The organism is Pasteurella pantherarum (genome assembly GCF_049670885.1).
In the GTDB taxonomy this organism is placed as follows: domain Bacteria; phylum Pseudomonadota; class Gammaproteobacteria; order Enterobacterales; family Pasteurellaceae; genus Pasteurella.
Genome location: NZ_CP187173.1, coordinates 2145638 through 2166620 on the forward strand (window position 1 = coordinate 2145638; position 20983 = coordinate 2166620).

A 20983-nucleotide genomic window follows, 5' to 3' on the forward strand; every position below is an offset into this window, starting at 1 on the left:
TATGGCTCAATTTTCTGAAATTTCTCCTAAACACGCCTTTAAATTAATGCAAGAGCAGGGGGCGACATTGGTTGATATTCGCAACGCATTGCATTTTTCCCATTCACATCCGAAAGGGGCATTTCATCTCAGCAATGAGAGTTATGGTCAATTTGAAGTGGCACATGACGATGATCACCCTATTTTAGTACTTTGCTATCATGGCGTAAGTAGCCGAGGGGCGGCGATGTATTTAATCGAGCAAGGTTATACGCAAGTTTATAGCATAACAGGTGGCTTTGAAGCTTGGGAAAGAGAAGGGTTACCCGTTGAAGTCACGGGTTAATGAAATCCCGTGACGACATAGCACAAAATAGCATAGAAAACGACCGCACTTGCCGCTAATAAATAGCGAGCCAAGGCGGTTTTTTTCTGATGTAATTGATAAAGAATACGAGCCACAATACCCAAACAGAACGGGTAAATCCACAGAAAAATGGACATTAGCGTTTGTTGTGTTTCGCTTAAATTCGGATTTTTCAGAAGGTTCGGTGAGATGGTTAATGCCAGTGGCCACAATAAAATAGGCAAACAAAAGAGTGCAATTGCCCAACTAAAGCCACTAAATCCACTTGGTAAGGTGTGTTTGTTCATTTTTCCCTCTTATTACGTATGAATCTGTAAAACGATTTTATCCAAAAATGTTACCATTATCCGTCACAACAAGTTGTTGTGAGTATGCTAAATGTAATTACGCTTTGATATTGGATATACCGATGATGAAATTTTCAAAACCCGTTCTTTTCTCTTGTCTTTTCATTTCTGGCTCACTTTTTGCTGCCCCGACCGATCATCATGATCCTTTGATCAATCTAGATGATTATGCATCAATCAGTCAACCGATGCCGGATGATTTTTGCAAAAAAACACCTTATTGTGAACCTTATGGTTCAATAGCCAAACCCAATATTTATGGTGAGTTAGATCAGTTTGATCAATATAAAGAGTCTGAAAAACTTCAGTTGCTCAATCAGTATACGCGAGATCTCATTCATTCCATGTATTTATTGCATAACAAAGTGGAAGATATGGCAATTGATATTGGGGACACCTTTGAAGGCATTGAGTATAACTTAAATAATATGTCTTCTCGATTAGCCAATCATGAATCTAGAATTACAGAAAATCGTGAAAATTTAAATGAACTGGCTCTTTATACCACAGATGAAATGGCTGCACCGCCTCTAACCGTTCAGCCACCTCATATTCAACCTGCCTCACTCACTGCCTCTTCACTTTCCACGAGATTGCAATTAGACAATCCGAATTTAATCAAACAAATGAATAACAAACTTAATGCATTACATGTTGAGGTCGCAAAATTAGATAAAAAGTTTAATGCAGGGCTAGCCACACAAGCGGCATTAAGTGGTTTATTTCAGCCAGATGAAAAAAATATTATCAATTTTACTGCCGCATTAGGGGGATACCATCGGCATATGGCATTAGCCATGGGAATGGGATACCGTTTTAATCGTCATATTGCCACCCGTGCAGGGGTTGCCTTTAGCCCAAACAGCCGAGTTACTTACAATACGGCGATTAATTTTGCTTGGTAAATCGCACTTTTTGGGCATAAAAAAACAGGGCAATCGTGAGGATTGCCCTTAATATTTTTTTAAAATGCCCCGCACTTTATCGCCTGCCTGATCCCTTTCCTAAGGGAGATAAATGGGCTAAATTGGGCTTTTTTCGTTTCTTTTAGAGGGGAAAAGTCCTCTTTTAGCCTGAAGGAAAACCACAAGTAAACAGATGATCTAAACCCAAAAATACCCTAGAATACGGCGGTATTTTCCACAAAAATAAAGCACACAACATGAAACAATCTATTCGTCATCAAAAAATCATTCAGTTAGTGAGCCAAAAAGGCTATGTCAGCACGGAAGAACTCGTTACCTTGTTAGATGTCAGCCCCCCAACGATTCGCCGAGATTTAAATGAATTGGCTGAAAAAAATCTTATTCGTCGTCATCATGGTGGAGCAGCCTCACCATCCAGTGCTGAAAATAGTGATTATGCCGAACGTAAACACTTTTTTTTAAAAGGCAAAAATTGTATTGCACAAAAAGTGGCGAGCCTTATTCCAGATGGGGCGTCCTTATTTATTGATATTGGCACAACGCCCGAAGCGGTCGCCAATGCCTTATTGCATCACCGAAAATTACGTATTGTCACCAATAATATTAATGCGGCGTATATTCTGAAGCAGAATGAATCCTTTGAAATTATTTTGGCAGGGGGATCACTACGCCAAGATGGTGGCATTATTGGGGAAGCCACCGTGGCGTTTATTTCGCAATTCCGTTTGGATTTTGGCATTTTAGGCATTAGTAGCGTCGATTTAGACGGTTCAATGCTAGATTATGATTATCATGAAGTGCAAGTGAAACGGGCAATCATGGAAAGCTCAAGAGAAACCTTTTTGGTTACCGATCATTCAAAATTTTCTCGTCGAGCGATGGTACGTTTAGGCCCGATTAATGATGTGGATCATGTGGTGGTGGATGCCCCGCCACCTGAACCTATCTTAGATATTTTAAAAGCCCACCATGTTCATTTGCATATTTGTGAATAAAGGCGTTGAGGTAAAGAAAGACGGCAAGTGAAGCCGTCTTTATTCTCTTTATTTACGATTCTCTTTATTCAAGGAAAATTCACTAAGCTAACGCCATTGCCAACAAACTTATTGGGTGTAAACAGGTTGAATGAGTCGACATATCAATTTGCCATTTACAGGTTTCACATTCCGAAATTACATAGTCAAATTTCCCTTCATTAATCAGCGTAAATAAAGGATTGCCAATGGCTTGTGCCACCTCATAATTTTCAGATTTAAATCCGTAAGTGCCTGCAATTCCACAGCATTGTGAAGGTAATACCACAATTTCAATGCCTGGAATCTGTTTTAACACGGCGAGGGTATAAGGTGCCCACCCTGCTTTTTCAACATGACAAGCCGTGTGGTAAGCGATACGAAGTGGTAAGGGGTTTAACGGCAAGGTACGCCCTTGTTGAATTAATTGATATAAATAGCGTGTCACAATATGAATATGTGGGCGAACTTTTTGGTTATCCATGCCGAGAATATGATGATATTCGTCACGTAAATTCATGGTACAGCTTGATGAGGTTCCTACCACCTCTAGCCCTTGCTCATCAATGAGTTTAGTTAAGGATTTCAGGTTAAAATCTGCTTGTTTTTTGGCTCGTTGTGGAAAACCATTCACCGACAAGGGCAACCCACAGCATTTTTCTTTTTCCAACAAGACCACCCCAATATCCAACGCATTAAAGACTTGAATTAACGCTTTGCCTAATTGAGGGTTGTTATAATTCACATAGCAACCATGATAATAAGCCACTTTGTCTTGATAACGGCGTTGTTGTTCGGCTGCGTGTTTTAAATACCAGCTACGGAATGTACCAAAAGCATATTTCGGTAAGCGACGATGTTGACTGACATTTAAGGTTTTTTCTAACAAAAAACGGGTGGCTTTTAAGCCTGTTATACGGTTTACAAGGGGGGCAAATGGTGTATTCATTTTGCCCATCAAGTCAGTGTGACTTAATACTGCATCACGCAATTTGTGCATCATGGGCTTGTTTTGATAGCTTAAATGCTGGTTTCTGGCTCGTACAATCAAATCACCAATTTTCACATCGGACGGGCAAGCCACTTCACAACGTTTGCAGTTCGTACAATATTTGAGTGCTTCATCATACAATTCCGCACTTTTTAAGCGTAAACGTTCACCATCAGGGCCTGCTTGTTTCGGACCAGGGTACAGAGGATTTTGACGAGAAACTGGACAAACGGCAGTGCAGGCGGTGCATTTTATGCAACTTTCAAAACTTTCATCATAAGCCTCATGCTTAAGGGACGACATTCGGTTTTGTTTAGCATGTTCAATAAATTGTTGAAGATTCATGATTGACCTCCTATCTGCTCTGCCGCAACCAATGCGGTAACGATGGCAACGCCCGAACCACAGCCTTGCTCAATGCCATTGAATCCCCCAACAATATTGCCAATAGCATATAAATTTTCAAAAAATTGACCGCACTTTTGGGCTCGACAATGTGCATCAATCACCACGCCAGCCTCATGATAAGGTTGTGGGGCTGAGAAACGCTTTTGTGTCCAACTCATTCGATTTTGTGCATGAAATGCCTTGTTTTCCCGTATATCCAAGGCAAAAATCGGCTCATAAATTTTGTCAAAATCTGCCACCAAGCCTTGACTAAAAAAACTGCCACTGGCTAACACAACATGTGTCGCTTTAATCGGGATATCTTGATGTAAGCGAGTATAAACTTCGGTAACCTTGCGATTTTCAACACGTGCACGTAGCACTTTATCGCCGTTCATCATAAAGCCACCTAGGGATTTAAAATAGTCAATCAGTGTTTTGTGTTGACGCATGCCCAACAAAGAGGGGGGAAGGGTAGGCAATTCAAATAATGCCAATTGTGTGGCTTTTTTCAGTGAGTTGAAAAAATCTTGTGTGTCTAAGCCAAAACAGGCGGGTAAAAAGACAGCATCGGCGCCGTTGGCTGCCTTTTGAATTTCTGCCACCAATTCATCAAAATCAAGTCGGTGTTCTAAGAATTGAGCAATATTTACACTGCGAAATTCACGTGAATGCTGACGTAATCCATCGAGTTGTGGAATCTTTAAATAACCTGTGGTGATATGGCAATGTGCAAAGGGCAATTGCTGACTTAAATTATCAGCCAATAATTGCGGTTGAAAATCATGATAACCTTCAATGCCTAACACAGCGATTTTTTGATATGTAAAGGGTTGTGTTCCTTGCACGGTTGGCACTGTATTCGGGGAAAGCCAAGTGGGACGTAATCCCCCTAATGGGGTCACACGGAAGTGATTGCCTTGGGTGATACTACCTGACAATGACAACGCTAACTTTTGGGCTAATTGTTCAAATTGAGCAGCCTTTTCTAACACTTTTTCTTTGCCAATGAGGTGATAAGGATGTGGTGAGTCTTGTGCCAAAAGTGCGGTGTCATTTTGTGCAAAATCTTGTACTTTACGACCGTCTGACCATTGCCCAAGCAAATCAAAAGAGCCAGATGAAAAATCCATTGCGGCTTGACCATTATTGATGATCACGCACTGTTTACCTTGTTCTTGTAGGGCAATGCCACATGTTAAACCTGCAAGCCCTCCACCAATAATAACCACATCAAAATTCATTGTTATCTACCCCTTGTTGTGCTTGTTGTTCAAGCGGTTTCACATCATTTAAGCCCAGTAAGCTGTAATAAACCCAAGAGGTGAACTCCGCTTCACGAATGGCTTCACCCCATGCAATCGGGGCAATGCCACGCCAACGTTCTTCCATAAAGGCGGCAAGCTGGGTGGTGGATTGGCGTGCGGTGGTCACACCGAATCGTGCCATTAAGCCCGATGCACGGCAAGCACACAGCTCCCCTTGACAGGTGCCCATGCCGACACGTGTACGACGACGTAAATCTACGATGTTATTTACACTTAATTCATCAACGGCATAACGGACTTCACCAGCCGTCACGGCTTCACATTCACAAATAAGGGAAGGATCTAAACGTGTCGTATCCAATAAGCGAGTGGCACGTGAACCATGCCGATAAATGGCTGAATAGCGAAGGGGGCTGGGTAAAGACATCACCCGTTTATTGGTGTCTAAACGATTTTCGTTTGAACCAGGTAACGGCTGTTTTGCGGTCACACAAGGGACGGTTTTATTTAGTTTTTGACAGACTAAATCCGTTGCCCATTCTGCCATAAGGCGGTAGGTCATTAATTTTCCACCAGTAATGGTGATAAATCCCTCTAATCCATCTCGTTTTGCATGATCGAGCAGTACAATCCCTCGACTGACATTACGCCCTGACGGATCATCATCACTTGCCACTAATGGACGCACGCCCGCATAGGCACGTAAAACGCGAGTATGGCGTAAACTGGGGGCTAATTTTTCCCCTTCACGGAATAAAATCTCTACTTCTTCAGGGGTAACGGTCATGTTATCTATTTGATCGTAAGGAATACGACTTGAGGTTGTCCCGATCACACAAATGGTATCTCCCGGCACCAAAATATCGGCATCGGCAGGTTTGCGACAGCGGTTTATAACCATTTTATTGATACGGTGTCCCATCACTAATAATGCCCCTTTCGCAGGAAACATTCGAATATTGAGATCCGCATATTCGGCAATGCCTTGCCCCCAAATTCCTCCAGCATTGACGACAACGGGAGCAAAGCATTGACGTTGGATTTTGTATTTATGATCGTAAACGCTCACGCCAATCACACGACCACCTTCTTGAATCAAGCCTTTCACTTCACAATAAGTGAAGATTCTCGCCCCATTTTCGGTGGCATCAAGTATATTTGATGCCGTTAAACGAAAAGGATCAATAGAGCCATCAGGTACCACCACGGCACCGACCAATGCTGGATTCACAGATGGCTCCATATCACGGGCTAAATCAGGATCAATCTCAATGGCTTCAATCCCAGCTTGTGAGCAATGCGTGATGAATTTTTTTTGATAGGCTAAATCGTCTTCGGGTAGGGTTATGAATAGTCCTTCTGTTTCATCAATACAATGGCGAGCAATTTGACGTAATATTTTGTTTTCATTGATACATTCTCGAGCAGATTCGGGATCATTAACCGCATATCTTGCCCCACTGTGTAATAAACCATGATTTCGTCCAGTGGCACCAGTGGCAATGTCTCGTCGTTCCAACAAAATACAGCGGATACCACGCAAGGCACAATCCCGAGCAATACCGGCTCCTGTCGCCCCACCACCAATAATAATGACATCTGCACTTATCGGACGATTGTCTGACGTATGCTCATACATTTGAGGTGATCTATTCATCGCCCCCTCCCCCATAAAAACGCACAATCAAATCATAAACTATGCTGTCATTTTAGGCTAAAAAATCAGATATAAACAATCATTTAATCGAAAAAGAAAGTTTAACTGTGACAGATATCACAAATTATTTTCTAATCAGTTCAAACAAACGATGTTTTTTGTGAAATTACTCACAAATTAGCATAATTTCCCTTTGCAGTTTTTTCTTTTCCCTTATTATCTGTGTGAGATTCTTGTAAAAGAATGTGGGTAACAGAAAGTCAATACGATGAAAAACTTAAACTTAAACTTAAACTTAAACTTAAACTTAAACTTAAATTTAAATGATTGGAGAATTGTATGTTTGGTCCATTTAAACCCGCTCCGCATATTGCAGAGCTTCCAGAGGACAAAATTGATTCCAGATATCGCTTCTTGCGTTGGCAAGTCTTTGCGGGAATCTTTTTTGGTTATGCAGCATATTATTTTGTCCGAGCCAACTTTGATTTAGCACAAAAAGGGCTGATTGAAGCGGGGATGTACAACAAAGCAGAACTTGGCATTATTGGTACGGGGGCAGGTTTAGCCTACGGTTTATCAAAATTCTTTATGGCATCTATTTCCGATCGCTCAAACCCAAAAGTCTTTTTACCTTTCGGTTTACTCTTATCAGGTTTGTGTATGACCATGATGGGGTTAATGCCGTGGGCAACCTCTGGCATTGCAGTCATGTTCATCATGATTTTCTTAAACGGTTGGTTTCAAGGTATGGGATGGCCGCCTTGTGGTCGCACCATGGTGCATTGGTGGTCTAAATCAGAACGGGGATCTATCGTCTCCATTTGGAATACCGCACATAACTTAGGGGGAATGGTGCCAGGTGCAATGGTATTACTTGCCAGTGGAATGTACTTCAGTACACATGGTGTTGAAGCCACCGCAAAAGATGTTTGGCAGCAAGCCCTTTATTACCCAGGAATTGCAGCCATGGTTGCGGCAATTCCAATTTATTTTGTGATGAAAGACACCCCTCAATCTTGCGGCTTACCGCCCATTGAAAAATGGCGTAATGATTACCCTGATGATTACAATGAAAAAACTTATGAGCATGATTTAAGTACTAAAGATATTTTCGTGACCTATGTATTAAAAAATCGTCTTCTTTGGTATATCGCCATTGCCAATGTATTCGTTTATTTGATTCGTTATGGTGTTTTAAAATGGTCGCCAGTGTATCTTGGTGAAGTGAAACATTTCAATATCAAAGGAACCGCATGGGCATACACCATTTATGAATTAGCCGCCATTCCTGGCACCTTATTATGTGGTTGGGTATCCGATAAAGTCTTTAAAGGCAAACGAGGGTTAACAGGCTTTATTTTTATGATTTTAACCACTTCAGCAGTGATTGCCTTATGGTTAAATCCTGCGACCCCTGAGCATGAACTCGCACAATATGCAGGGCGTGCATGGTATGAAAATCCTTACCAATTAATGGATTTCATTCTGATGACAACTATCGGCTTTTTAATCTATGGTCCTGTGATGTTGATTGGGTTACATGCCCTTGAGCTTGCCCCGAAAAAAGCGGCTGGCACCTCCGCAGGCTTCACAGGATTATTCGGTTACTTAGGCGGAACGGTATCGGCTTCTGCAGTTGTCGGTTGGGCTGCGGAATACTATGGCTGGGATGGTGGATTCTACGTGATGATTGCAGGAGGATTTTTCGCCATCTTACTCATGTTTATCACCATGCTTGAAGAAAGCAAACACAAAGCGAAGCTTGGTGATCACTACGGTAAATAATACAATCAATCAAAAGGAAGTTGAGTTGTCAAACCAGACTTCCTTTTTAACGCAGAGGACGAGTTTTATGATAGCAAAAGTGATAGCTACCGCTATGGCGGTATTCACCTTAGGGGCGTGTGCGAGTCAAACCATGATGAAATCCGATAAATTGATCATTGCCCACCGTGGTGCAAGTGGGTATTTGCCTGAACATACCTTAGAATCCAAAGCCCTTGCGGTTGGGCAAAAGGCGGATTATTTGGAACAAGATTTAGCCATGACAAAAGATAATCACCTTATTGTCATTCACGATCATTTTTTAGATGGCTTAACGGATGTGGCGAAAAAATTCCCGAAACGTGCCAGAAAAGATGGGCGTTATTATGTGATAGATTTCACCTTAAAAGAAATTCAAACCCTTGAAATGACAGAAAATTTCAAGCTTGAAATGGGAAAGCAAGTGCAAGTTTACCTCAATCGCTTCCCACTTTGGCAATCGCATTTTAGATTGCATACTTTCGAGGAAGAAATTGAATTTATTCAAGGGTTAGAAAAATCCACAGGGCGAAAAATTGGGATTTATCCTGAAATCAAAGCCCCTTGGTTACATCATCAAGAAGGGAAAGATATTGCACAAGCCACCTTAACGGTGTTGAAAAAATATGGCTATCACACCAAACAAGATGCCGTGTATTTACAGACCTTCGATTTCAACGAACTCAAACGGATTAAAACCGAACTTCTGCCAAAAATGGGCATGGATATCAAACTGGTTCAGTTAATCGCTTACACCGACTGGCATGAAACTGAAGAGAAAAATGCACAAGGAAAATGGGTGAACTACGATTATGATTGGATGTTTAAACCCGGTGCAATGGCTGAAGTGGCAAAATATGCCGATGGCGTAGGACCAGGTTGGTATATGTTGGTGGATAAAGAAAAATCCAAAGTGGGCAACATTGTTTACACCCCATTAGTGAAAGAACTCGCCAACTACAAAATGGAACTTCACCCTTACACTGTGCGTAAAGATGCCTTGCCAGACTTTTTCACAGACGTGAATCAAATGTACGATGCCTTATTCAACAAGGCTGGTGCAACAGGTGTCTTCACCGATTTCCCTGATACGGGCGTCGAGTTTTTACAAAAACAAAAATAAGACAACCAGATAGGCAACCCGAGAGTCGATAAAAAAGTGCGGTCAAAATGTAAAAATTTTTGACCGCACTTTGTGTTTCCGCTTATTCCTTATTCCCTCACGACTTCAAAGGCAATCACCCAAAAAGTGTCTTCTTGTGGATAAATGTGTTTGATCACCTGCCGTAATTCAGGCAACGTCATATTTTCTTGTTGTGCGTGTTGTTCGGATAACTGGTCGAAATGAATCTGTGTTACCGATAGCACCTTAATGTTGGCAAAAAAGCGATCGGTTTCATTGGTGTAAACCGCCAACATTTGATTTGGCTGAAAATACGATTCCGATTTATCACGAATGGTGATGGTTTTACGCCCTGCCAAAATATCTGCTTCAAAGCGGGTAAAAAAAGTAATTTTATTCATTTTTTATCTCATGATTGACGACTTCATACTATTTTACCGCCGACCCCTTTAAATTTCTCAATAAATGCCGAAATTTTTTCGAATACCGTTTGTTTTTTGGTGCGGTATTCAGGATTTAAAGGGCTGAGTGTTGGTAAAGCTGCATGTAGCTCTGTACCATTCTCACTGGCATATTCACGTTTGAGCGAGATCGCCAAATAACGTTTTGCCGCTTCTTCATTTAAATTTTCAGCTTTAATTAAGGCGTTCGCTTCTTTTTGCTGTTCTGCTTGTGCGAAAGCAAAGAAGGCATCAATAATACTCGCCTTATCAGGAATGGTATCAAGATTGGTTTGATGAATGAAGTCCACAACTAAGCTTTCTTTTGCACGACTCCCGACACTCGCACGAATCATTTTACGGATTTCCTCTATGAGCACAGGTTTAGTTTGATTTTTCTTATGTTGTTCAAAAATCAATTCTAAAATATAGTCTAAATTAATTTCTTGTGATTTTAATAAGTCCACTTCAAAGACCACATCATCCCAATCTATCGTAAGTTGCGTGGCATTATTACTGGCTTTTTCACGACGCAACCAATCACGAATATCATTATAGGTAGAACGATAATCTTGCACTTGGTGAGGTGTCAGTGGCGTGACGGAAAGTTCAGGCTGAGTCAGGTATTTTGCAGAAGGTTCTTCCACTTGATTACTCGTAGGGGAAGCAGCTTCTTGTAATGCGACATACTCATCATAATTTTGCAGAATATTATCAAGGCGTAAGTATTCACCAAATAATTTCACAAACTCTTTTTTCTCTTTTTCTGTTTCAATAGCAGCAGGATCAGGGAAGCGTGCCTGTAATTCTTGTACCACACTCAAATACCCCGGACATGCCTCACCAGTCAGTTCATCTGTATAACCTTCCATATAGGCTTGATAATTTTTTTCCAACACGACATTGTGTATATTAGTTTCCTTCGCCACACCAAACAGGGTAATGGCATCGATAGTAGCTTGCTCTAAATCACGGAAAGTGACGATATTGCCGAAGGTTTTGGTGGCGTTATAAATGCGGTTGGTGCGAGAGTAGGCTTGGATTAAACCGTGATAACGCAGGTTTTTATCCACAAAGAGGGTGTTTAAACCTGAGGCATCAAACCCCGTTAAAAACATCCCCACCACAATGAGTAAATCAACTTCTTGATTTTTGACACGTTTGGCTAAATCACTATAGTAGTGTTGGAATGATTTGCTATCAACACCATAATTGGTCTGGAAAAGTTGGTTATAGTCATCAATCGCATATTGTAAAAATTCTTTGGCAGAGCTATTCATGGCACTTGGCTCAAAGCTTTCATCTTCAATGTCGCCCACCGCATCCTGTGCCTCATTCGCAGCAAAAGAAAAAATGGTAGCCACTTTAAGGGGATTTTTTACGCCTTGTTGTAATGTTTTAAAGCTTTCATAATAGAGTTTCGCCGCCTCAACACTACTCACTGCAAACATCGCATTAAACCCTTTACCCGTTGCAGTTAAGCGATGGGTTTTCTGTTTAAAATTATTAAGGATATATTGTGTAATTTCACAAATACGTTCAGGGTGCAATAAGGCTTGCTTGGTCTCAAGTGCGGTCAATTTTTCCAGATTTTTTTCGGTTTCAAAGGATTTGAATTTTGGGCGGACATCATTGTAATCTACCTTAAACTTCAGCACTTTCTCATCACGAATCGCATCCGTAATCACATAAGAATGTAATTGATCACCAAACACATCTTCTGTGCCTTGATCGCCAAGTGCATTTTTCTCTTTAAAAATTGGTGTCCCTGTAAAACCAAATTGATAAAACTGTTTAAATTTTTTCTTGAGGTTTTTTTGTGCTTCACCAAATTGAGAACGGTGACATTCATCGAAAATAAACACCACTTGTTTTTGATAAATGGCTAAATCGTCTTCTGATTTCATCAGGTTATTGAGCTTTTGGATGGTGGTAACAATAATTTTATTATCGTCTTTCTCAATATTACTTTTTAGCCCTGCGGTACTGTCTGAACCATTCACGCTATCGGGCGAAAAGCGCTGATATTCTTTCATGGTTTGATTGTCGAGATCTTTTCTATCCACCACAAAAAAGACTTTCTGAATAAAATCCAGTTCTGTTGCAAGACGTGCAGCTTTAAAACTCGTTAAGGTTTTGCCCGACCCTGTGGTGTGCCAAATATAGCCACCACTTTCAAGTTTACCCCAATTTTTTGCCTGATAAGCACTTTTCACCTTCCACAACAGACGCTCTGTGGCAGCAATTTGATAGGGACGCATAATTAATAACGTATTGGTGGTATCAAACACTGAATAATTGATCAAGACATTGAGCAAAGTATTTTTTGAGAGGAAAGTGGCAGTAAAATCTTTCAAATCTTTAATCAACGTATTATCGGATTTTGCCCAATGCATGGTGAAATCAAAACTGTTTTTATCTCTCTTGGTGGTATTGGCAAAATAACGGGTGTTGGTGCCATTTGAGATGACAAAAATTTGCAGGAATTTGAATAGAGAATTGTCGTGATTAAAACTTTCTTTTGTATAACGATGAATTTGGTTAAATGCCTCTTTAACCGCCACCCCCCGTTTTTTCAACTCAATTTGAACCAAAGGTAAGCCATTAATTAAAATCGTCACATCATAGCGATTCGCTTGTGTGCCAGTTTGCTCAAATTGATGAATCACTTGCAAGAAATTACGCTGGATATGCTTTTTATCTAACAGGTAAATATTTTGAATCCGCCCATTATCAAACACAAAATCATAAATATAATCGTGGTGAATTTTACGGCTTTTATCAATTAAACTCTCTGCGGGCTTATCCAGATACTCCACTAAAAATCGTGCCCACTCCGCATCACTAAACTGCACATTATTGAGCTTTTGTAATTGTTCTCTTAGGTTAGCTAAGAGTGTGTCTTGGCTATTCAAATCCTGACGATATTCATAGCCTTGTGCTTGTAAGTCGGCAATTAACTCACGCTCTAAATCTGCCTCTGTTTGATAGGAATCACGTTGCTCGATTTTGGTGTATTTATCGAGAATGATGAAATTGTTGGTTTCGGTGATGGGGGTGGTTTGGGTTGTCATTGGTTATCTCCGAAGAACAGATTATAATGTTCTATTGCATCATTTTGTTTAAAACATTCTTGTAATAAATCAATAATTTCTTTTTTGGTTTTGCCATTTAAGTCCGTTTCTAAATCATCTATAGAATGAGAATTGACATTAAATAACTTTCTCGCACCAATAACATTTTGGAAGAATTTGTTTTGGCTAATACCATTAAATTTGGTGTATGTTTCAATAATTCTTCTAATTGGATTTAATAACATATTTTCACTTATATCATATTTTCCATAAAGAATATTGAGCTCTTTCCAAAGAGCAGAATAACTAGTATCAAAATCATCCTCTTTTTTATGAATTTTATTTAAAATGGTATTCTTTCCATCTCTAACAAAATGATAAAAATTATTATCTTTATAGCTGCAACCATATTTAATATTTAAATAAAAATGTATGTTATGGGTTAAAATAACAATTCTTTCATTATTTTTTATTTTTTTATCTTTAAGTTTTTGCAATTCTTCTATAATTAAATACTGAACAGTATCATCATTGGAGTTCATTGGATCATCAAAAACAATGCATTTTGGTCTACTATCTAATGATTCATTGATTTTCTCAATAAAATATAAAAAAGCAATAATATTCTTTTCGCCTGTCGATAATTCTTGAACAGTTCTTATACTACCATTTCTTGAGCACTTTACCTTATAATCATTACTTCCATCTTGATGGATTAATTCAAAGTTAACATATAGCTTAAGTTTTTCATTTACTCTCTGAACAAGGATTTTTTCATTTTTGGTACTCGATAAGAGTACATTTATACTTAAATTAATAGTAGCTATTTCTTTTTTTAAATCTTCTACTCTTAACTCTTCTTTATTAGTATCCTTCTTAACATCATTTAATGACATTAAAAAATTATCTAGATTTGTATGTTCAATGTCATACTTAAATTCAGATAAGAATTTACTAACTAAATCAAGTCGTAAATCAGATTTTGCTTTTTCCTTTTTCTTAGGGAGATCGCTAGAATTATTTTCATCAACAATATCGTTGTATTGATTAATGGCATCATTAATCTCATCAGGATATTTCATCTGTAACAAACTACTTTCTTGGAATAAATTAGATTTTTTCTCTTTCAAACTTGACGCTAGATTATCTAAAAATGCAACATATTCATTTTTTAATCTATCAAATTTAATTCTTATATCTTCAACCCTAGACTGATAATCCACATAGAAATCATTAACATCAATCTGCATATTGTTAATATTTTTGATGAATTTATCTATATTATGTATTTTCTTTTCTATTTTTGAGTTAAACTCTTTTACTTCATCTGCAGAAAAATATTTTTGAAGCTCCTCAAGAACATCTTCAGAAACAAGATTATTACAAAAAGCACAAACATCACCAGCTTTATGAATATGCAGCCCTTGTTCTGCAAACGCTTTTTTTCTATGATCTCCTTCCAATCTTGCAAGACGTGTTCTTTCTTCTACTTTTAACCCTAACAATCCATTCACATCATTTAGCTCATCACTTAAAGAAAAGTTCAAAGTCTCCAACTTATTCGCTGTTTTAACTTCAGAATTTAATAATTTTCTTAGTTCGGAAACTCTATCTTCGCTTAACGATTTTGCCTGTGGAATATCTTCTTTGAAACTTCTAATATCGTACGATGAAGAGGTTATCTTTTGTTCATCCTCTTTGATTTTCTTTGCAGACTCTCTACAAAAATCATCTATTTTATCTTTTTGAGCTTTATACTCTTTTTCTTTTAAATTTTTCTTACTCCATAAATTATCAGGGTCTTCTTTATTTTCACAGATGTTGTTTTCAATAACAGCGATATCCCGTTCAATGCTTTCAATTTTTCTTCTTTCTTCTTCAATTCTATTATTAATTTCAGTGTTTTCTTCTCCTAAAACTACCGTTTCTAAACTATTATTTGCACTAACAACACTCTCAAAGCCCTGAAATATTCTGACATCATAGTTATTGCACTGCTCTTTTACTAATTTAGTGATTGTAGATTTACCACACCCATTTTTACCAAAAATAAAATTAACTTTTTTATCAAATTTAATTTCATTAGAGTTGAATAAATCATTACCAGTAAGATCAATAATCATCTAACCTTCTCCTTTAGAACTTTTATGAGTTATTTTTAGACCAATTTCCAAATCCTCCAACTCCCTCAAATCCTCGGCATCTGCAAGGCTTTGTTTGAGTTGTTTTCGAGCATAATCAAACTGTTCATATTGCTGATGAACAAATAATTTCATTTGTTCGCTTGATCGTTCACCTTTATTCTCTAAAACAGGAAAACCATTAAATTCTAATAGATTATCGACATTATTTCGCCAAAAACTGAGCGTTAAATCTTTTTGTTTTTTAACTCGCAATTCGGCACTTTCTAAAAAGATCATGACTAAACGGTTTAATGAATCTAATTCATCATTATTCAGATAATTTTTTGCAATAATCACATCACCTTTACGCACCACTTTTCCTTTCCAAGCGGTCAATCCCATATTGGGTAGCGTGGCATTTGCACGTGCTAAAATTAACTCTGCTGCCGTTTTCTGAGTAATGGCATAAATCAATTTATTTTGCGTTTCAGCAAAAAACATTTGGGTCGCTTTATCGCTTTTATCATAATCGCTGGATAAGCTAAATAATTCCCGCACTTTTTGATAAAACCGCATTTCACTGGCTCGAATTTCTCGAATTTGCTCGAGTAGCTCATCGAAATAATCAAACCGCCCTTGTGGATTTTTCAATCGCTCGCTATCAATTAAAAATCCTTTGTCTAAATAGGTTTGTAGAGTGTGATTTGCCCATCTACGAAATTGCACCCCACGAGGACTCCGCACTCGAAATCCCACCGCTAAAATCATATCTAATGAATAATGTTTAACCTGATAATTTTTACCATCTTGGGCAGTTATCAAGTAATCCTTGATAACTGAATTTTCATCTAATTCATTGTCTTGTAATATATTTTTGATATGTAAGGCGATATTTTGAACAGAGGTGTCAAAAAGTTCAGCAAGCTGATTTTGGGTCAGCCACGCTTCATTATCAGCAACAAGTAAGGCAACATTCGATCTGCCATCATCGGTGTTATAAATAATCAAGTCTGTCATTTTAACTTCCTGTTTCCTCTAACTTGTTTCATTTTGTAGGATGGGCTTTAGCCCATCAAAACAATATCGGCGGTTAAAATGATGGGCTGAAGCCCATCCTACGTTATTTCGGAAAATTCAACAACGTATCCCGATAATATTCATATTGCTTACGGCGAAGTTCAATTTCTTTTGGTAAACCTTCGCTAAGGGAATGGGTTAAGCGGTCGAATTTATCCAAGATTTCCACAATTTTGGCTTGGATTTCTAGCGGTGGGATTGGGATTTTAACTTTCTTTAAATTATCGTTATAAAGTCTTTGAATAGTACCTCCCTCCGAAATGTTCCAATTTACGATTTGGTAAAAATAAAATAAATATTTATTTAGTACTTGACTCTCATCATTTTCAATCCAGACAATATTACTATCTTGGAAATATGAATCTTTTCCATCAAAAATAACGGTTCTACCAATAGTTCCGCTTGCAGAAATTAGAATATCTCCTTTCTTTGGATAGTTATATTTTGCTTTATATTCTTCGAATAATTTTCTAGAAATATATGCATTTGCCTCTTTTCCGAAAGTACCGATTTTATAAAATGGAATATCTCCGTATTCAGAAGTTTGCTCTTTTAAAATTCTTTTGCACATACGAACTTCACCTATTTCCCCCAAACTCTTCCACTCCACATCATCACCAAAACTTAATAAATGATCACGATAGTATTGATATTGTTTTTGGCGGAGTTTAAGCTCGCTGGTAAGCTCGCTGGTAAGCTCGCTGGTAACCGCGGTAAGTGCATCTAAAATTCGGACAATTTCTTTTTGTGTTTCGAGTGGGGGGATTGGGATTTGGAATTTTCTAAAACCAACCATATCTACTGATGCAAAACTGGACATTGTGGTATTTTTCTTGCACCAATCCGACAGTAAAAAGCAATAATAGAATAAAAATTTAATATCAAAATTCTGCTGATATTTTTGCTTTACAGATAAGCAACTAAATCTTTGATTTGCCAAAAAAGGAACGGTAATTAAAGCGTGTTCGCCAATCGTTGCGGATGTTGCAACAATAATAGAATTTGCTGGAAAAAGTTTTCCTCCTTTAACCGCACTTTCTGAAACTTTTTGTAAAGAATCGTGAATAATTTGCCCATTTTCTCTAATATCTTCCATTCTAAACCAAGGAATTGTGCCCTTTTCCCAATATTCTTTATTGGATTTCGAAGGCGTATAACCATTTTTTATATTAAAGACTTCTTCAATGGTCTTCCATTCCACCTGACTTTGCTCAATCATCTGTATCATATTATTTTGTTTCATTTCTTATCCTTTTCCCGCCTTATCAATTCAAGGTTGCCACGTGATTTTTGATATTCGCTAACACCTGTTTCCCCTTTTCGGTTATTCGATATTGTTGATTAGGGCTAGTTGGCTTGTCTGGTAATGTCATTTCAACCCACCCATTTTCCATCGCAGGGAGGATATAAGCGGTTCGAAAATGGCGTTTATGCTGAATATTCAGTGCCTCCATTAACTGTGAAATGCCTTTTTCATGATTGGCTAATACGATCAATAGCCGAACCGCCAAATTATCAACTCGGTCGGTAGCTAGGTCGGTAGCTAGGTCGGTAGCTAGGTCGGTAGCTAGATCAGTACTCGTCATTTCAGGGTGAATAGGTAAGCGAATGAGAAAATAGCTACGCTCCTCATTGCTTTCAAAAATAGCCGTTGGCGAGCCATTTTCAGCCATTGCCTTAATAATGGTTGGAATGCCTGTTGAGCGACCTTCCGTCAATTCTAAGTCTTTTAAAAATTCCCCAATTCGACGGTTACGATAGCGACGACTCACCGCACGTCCTTCTTGTAATTCATTAAGCCTAATGGAACGATCAGGCCCCGGATAGCTGAGAATATCAATGAATTGGTCATCTATTCTTACTTCAATCGGCTCACGGATTTCATAAGAGCGGTGATAAACCGCATTCACTAAGGCTTCTTCAATAGCTAAAAAAGGATAATTCCAAAAGCGTTTTGCTTTGGCTTGGTTGGGGATTTTGATCACTTTTTCCTGTAAATAATGGCTTTTAATATATTGCAAGGCATCTTGCGTAATTCTACCTAATGGACCTTTGAAAATTTTTTCTTCAATCTCTCCGCCTCCAGCTCCCTTTGGAAAATACACTACATCAATTTGAGTGGCGGGGAAAAAGCGTTCTGGTTGTTCATTAAAGAACAGTAACCCAACATTTTTCGGGAATAAGGCTTCTGATGCACCGCCAACTATATTCATCCGCTGTGCGAGTTCTTCCAACGATAATTTCGGTGCAAGTGAGGCTAAATCACTTTTAATTTCTTTTAAAAAACTTTGGATTAAGTAAGGTTGCAAATCATCTAATTTGGCGGATAAACACAGGTGATCATCAAAAGGAATTTTGTTTGCTAAGGATAAAAGTTCTTGCTCTATTTCCCCTTTTGCCTCAATGGTGCTAGCGTGTTGACGAATATAGTAAGCCCAGTTTTCACTCTTTTTTTCTGACAAGGATTTTTTGGCTTTATAAGGTCGCATTTCGCCCCCAACAGCCCAAAGCACTAAAATTAATTTACCTTGAATTTCATAAGTGGCAGTGAGTGTATGAAATGCAGGAACAATGGCACTTTTTTCGAGTTGTAATAAATCTTTACGAATTTTATCAATTTGTTCTATTTCTAGCCCTTTTGGGGGTAATTGAGGAATGCCATTTATTTCTTCAATACCAACAATTAAATAACCTCCACCTAGGTTATGGAAGTCATTAGCAAAGGCACAAAGTGTATGAATAATCGACTCTGGATTCCAGCTCGCTTTAAATTCGATACGTTCATCTTCGATAACACGTTTTTTAATCAAATCATTGATATTCACAGGTAACTTATCATTCACCTTTAGTTCCCCTCAATCTCTGCCACAATTTCTTCAATTTCGGCACGCAAGCGGTCGATTTTTATCACGGTTTCTCGGATTTCTTGATTTAATACCCCAATATCAATCACTTCTCGGGTGTCTTTGGCTTCCACGTAAGAACTCACAGCGAGGTTGTAATCATTGGCTTTGATTTTTTCATAATCAATAGATTGTGCGATATGCGGTACGTCTGCTTTATCCGCAAACAGTTTAACAATGTCAGTAATATGCTCTTCGGTGAGGATGTTATTGTTGGTTTCTTTTTTAAAGAAACTGCTCGCATCAATAAACTGGATTTTAGTATCGGTTTTGTGTTTGGCGAGCACCAAAATATTCACCGCAATAGAGGTGCCGTAAAACAGGTTTGGGGCAAGGGAAATCACGGTTTCTACAAAGTTGTTGTCAACCAGATATTGGCGAATTTTCTGCTCGGCACCACCACGATAGAAAATCCCAGGGAAGGTGACAATTGCCGCTCGCCCACGAGCAGAAAGATAGCTCAAGGCGTGCAGTATAAAGGCAAAATCGGCTTTCGATTTCGGGGCAAGTACACTGGCGGGGGCGAATCGGTCATCATTAATCAACGTCGGGTCATCGCTACCAATCCATTTCACTGAATAAGGTGGATTAGAGACAATGGCATCAAACGGCTTATCATCTTTCAGTTTAGGATCAATTAAGGTATCACCTAATTCAATATGGAATTTGTCGTAGTTAATGTTGTGTAAAAACATATTCATACGAGCAAGGTTGTAGGTGGTGTGGTTAATCTCTTGTCCGAAAAAGCCTTCTTCAATAATGTGATCATCAAATTGTTTTTTCGCTTGCAATAATAACGACCCTGAACCACAAGCAGGATCGTAAATTTTATTGACGGTTTTTTGTCCGTGTAGGGCTAATTTTGCGATCAGCTTTGAGACATTTTGTGGCGTGAAAAACTCACCGCCTGATTTGCCTGCATTGGCGGCATAATTGGAGATTAAAAACTCATAGGCATCGCCAAATAGGTCAATATGATTGTGTTCAAATTCTCCAAAATTAAGTTCATCCACCCCCTTTAACACCGCAACCAAGCGTTTATTTTTATCATTGACCGTATTGCCTAAGCGATTGCTGGTGGTATCAAAATCGGCAAATAACCCTTTGATATCTGATTCAGAAGGGTAGCCCGTTGCGGAGCTTTCAATGCTAGAGAAAATGGTGGCTAAATCGGTGTTAAGATGATCATTGCGATGTGCGGTTTTCACCACATTTTTAAACAGTTGGCTTGGGTAAATAAAATAGCCTTTGGTTTTAATGGCATCGTCTTTGATCCCTAATGCATCAATTTCCGCATCAGTATAATTGGCATAATTGGCGTTTGGGTCGCCACCTTCAATGTAGTTAGTGAAGTTTTCACTAATGAAACGATAGAATAAGGTACCTAACACATATTGTTTAAAATCCCAACCGTCCACAGAGCCTCGCACATCGTTAGCGATTTGCCAAATTCGACGTTGAAGTTCTGCTCGTTGTTGTGCACTGGTCATAGTATTTTTCCTTGT

General features: G+C 38.7%; 16 protein-coding genes. 5 read left to right on the forward strand and 11 right to left on the reverse strand.

Features of this window, described 5'->3' with window-relative positions; translation table 11 throughout:
• The first annotated feature begins 1 nt into the window (after position 1).
• Positions 2-325, forward strand: a complete 324-nt coding sequence (glpE, locus tag ACPEEM_RS10145) for a thiosulfate sulfurtransferase GlpE (RefSeq protein ID WP_424405081.1) — start codon at positions 2-4, stop codon at positions 323-325.
• On the opposite strand, the gene ACPEEM_RS10150 is transcribed toward glpE, so the two are convergent.
• A complete protein-coding gene (locus ACPEEM_RS10150) occupies positions 322-633 on the reverse strand; it encodes a DUF5389 domain-containing protein (protein WP_424406894.1) in 312 nt (103 codons plus the stop codon). The genes glpE and ACPEEM_RS10150 overlap by 4 nt on opposite strands.
• Positions 634-755: 122 nt before the next feature.
• On the opposite strand from ACPEEM_RS10150, the gene ACPEEM_RS10155 reads away from it, so the two are divergent.
• Both ACPEEM_RS10155 and ACPEEM_RS10160 read left to right on the forward strand, forming a co-directional pair.
• Complete coding sequence (locus tag ACPEEM_RS10155; protein WP_424406896.1) at positions 756-1598, forward strand: YadA C-terminal domain-containing protein; 843 nt, start codon at positions 756-758, stop codon at positions 1596-1598.
• Positions 1599-1855: 257 nt separating this feature from the next.
• Positions 1856-2614: a DeoR/GlpR family transcriptional regulator gene (locus tag ACPEEM_RS10160; protein WP_424406898.1), complete on the forward strand. Its 759-nt coding sequence runs from the start codon at positions 1856-1858 to the stop codon at positions 2612-2614.
• A gap of 82 nt (positions 2615-2696) precedes the next feature.
• Here ACPEEM_RS10160 and glpC read toward each other — a convergent pair whose 3' ends face one another.
• The 3 genes from glpC to glpA are packed head-to-tail and all read right to left on the reverse strand — an operon-like array spanning position 2697 to position 6935.
• Positions 2697-3968: an anaerobic glycerol-3-phosphate dehydrogenase subunit GlpC gene (glpC, locus tag ACPEEM_RS10165; protein ID WP_424406900.1), complete on the reverse strand. Its 1272-nt coding sequence runs from the start codon at positions 3966-3968 to the stop codon at positions 2697-2699.
• Positions 3965-5254: a glycerol-3-phosphate dehydrogenase subunit GlpB gene (gene glpB / locus ACPEEM_RS10170; protein ID WP_424406902.1), complete on the reverse strand. Its 1290-nt coding sequence runs from the start codon at positions 5252-5254 to the stop codon at positions 3965-3967. The genes glpC and glpB overlap by 4 nt, the downstream gene beginning before the upstream one ends.
• Positions 5244-6935 (reverse strand): anaerobic glycerol-3-phosphate dehydrogenase subunit A, encoded by a 1692-nt coding sequence (gene glpA / locus ACPEEM_RS10175; protein WP_424406904.1) that lies wholly within the window; start codon positions 6933-6935, stop codon positions 5244-5246. Before glpA ends, glpB begins: the two co-directional genes overlap by 11 nt.
• 339 nt (positions 6936-7274) lie before the next feature.
• On the opposite strand from glpA, the gene glpT reads away from it, so the two are divergent.
• Positions 7275-8720: a glycerol-3-phosphate transporter gene (gene glpT / locus ACPEEM_RS10180; protein WP_424401998.1), complete on the forward strand. Its 1446-nt coding sequence runs from the start codon at positions 7275-7277 to the stop codon at positions 8718-8720.
• 67 nt (positions 8721-8787) lie between these two features.
• Positions 8788-9861, forward strand: coding sequence for a glycerophosphodiester phosphodiesterase (gene glpQ, locus ACPEEM_RS10185; protein WP_424406906.1), 1074 nt, complete (start codon positions 8788-8790; stop codon positions 9859-9861).
• A gap of 89 nt (positions 9862-9950) precedes the next feature.
• On the opposite strand, the gene yqfB is transcribed toward glpQ, so the two are convergent.
• The 7 genes from yqfB to ACPEEM_RS10220 form a co-directional block, all read right to left on the reverse strand.
• The gene (yqfB, locus tag ACPEEM_RS10190; RefSeq protein ID WP_424402000.1) at positions 9951-10262 is read right to left on the reverse strand and encodes a N(4)-acetylcytidine aminohydrolase; all 312 of its coding nucleotides are present in this window, start codon (positions 10260-10262) and stop codon (positions 9951-9953) included.
• Between the two features lie 23 nt (positions 10263-10285).
• Positions 10286-13375, reverse strand: coding sequence for a type I restriction endonuclease subunit R (locus ACPEEM_RS10195; RefSeq protein ID WP_424406908.1), 3090 nt, complete (start codon positions 13373-13375; stop codon positions 10286-10288).
• The gene (locus ACPEEM_RS10200) at positions 13372-15498 is read right to left on the reverse strand and encodes an AAA family ATPase (RefSeq protein WP_424406910.1); all 2127 of its coding nucleotides are present in this window, start codon (positions 15496-15498) and stop codon (positions 13372-13374) included. Before ACPEEM_RS10200 ends, ACPEEM_RS10195 begins: the two co-directional genes overlap by 4 nt.
• Entirely contained in the window at positions 15499-16515 is a 1017-nt protein-coding gene (locus tag ACPEEM_RS10205) for a virulence RhuM family protein (protein ID WP_424402003.1), read from the reverse strand.
• Positions 16516-16618: 103 nt separating this feature from the next.
• On the reverse strand, positions 16619-17818 hold the full coding sequence (locus tag ACPEEM_RS10210) for a restriction endonuclease subunit S (RefSeq protein WP_424406912.1): 1200 nt from the start codon (positions 17816-17818) through the stop codon (positions 16619-16621).
• Between the two features lie 22 nt (positions 17819-17840).
• On the reverse strand, positions 17841-19418 hold the full coding sequence (locus ACPEEM_RS10215; RefSeq protein ID WP_424406914.1) for a Fic family protein: 1578 nt from the start codon (positions 19416-19418) through the stop codon (positions 17841-17843).
• 2 nt (positions 19419-19420) lie between these two features.
• Complete coding sequence (locus ACPEEM_RS10220; protein ID WP_424406916.1) at positions 19421-20968, reverse strand: type I restriction-modification system subunit M; 1548 nt, start codon at positions 20966-20968, stop codon at positions 19421-19423.
• Positions 20969-20983: the final 15 nt, after the last annotated feature.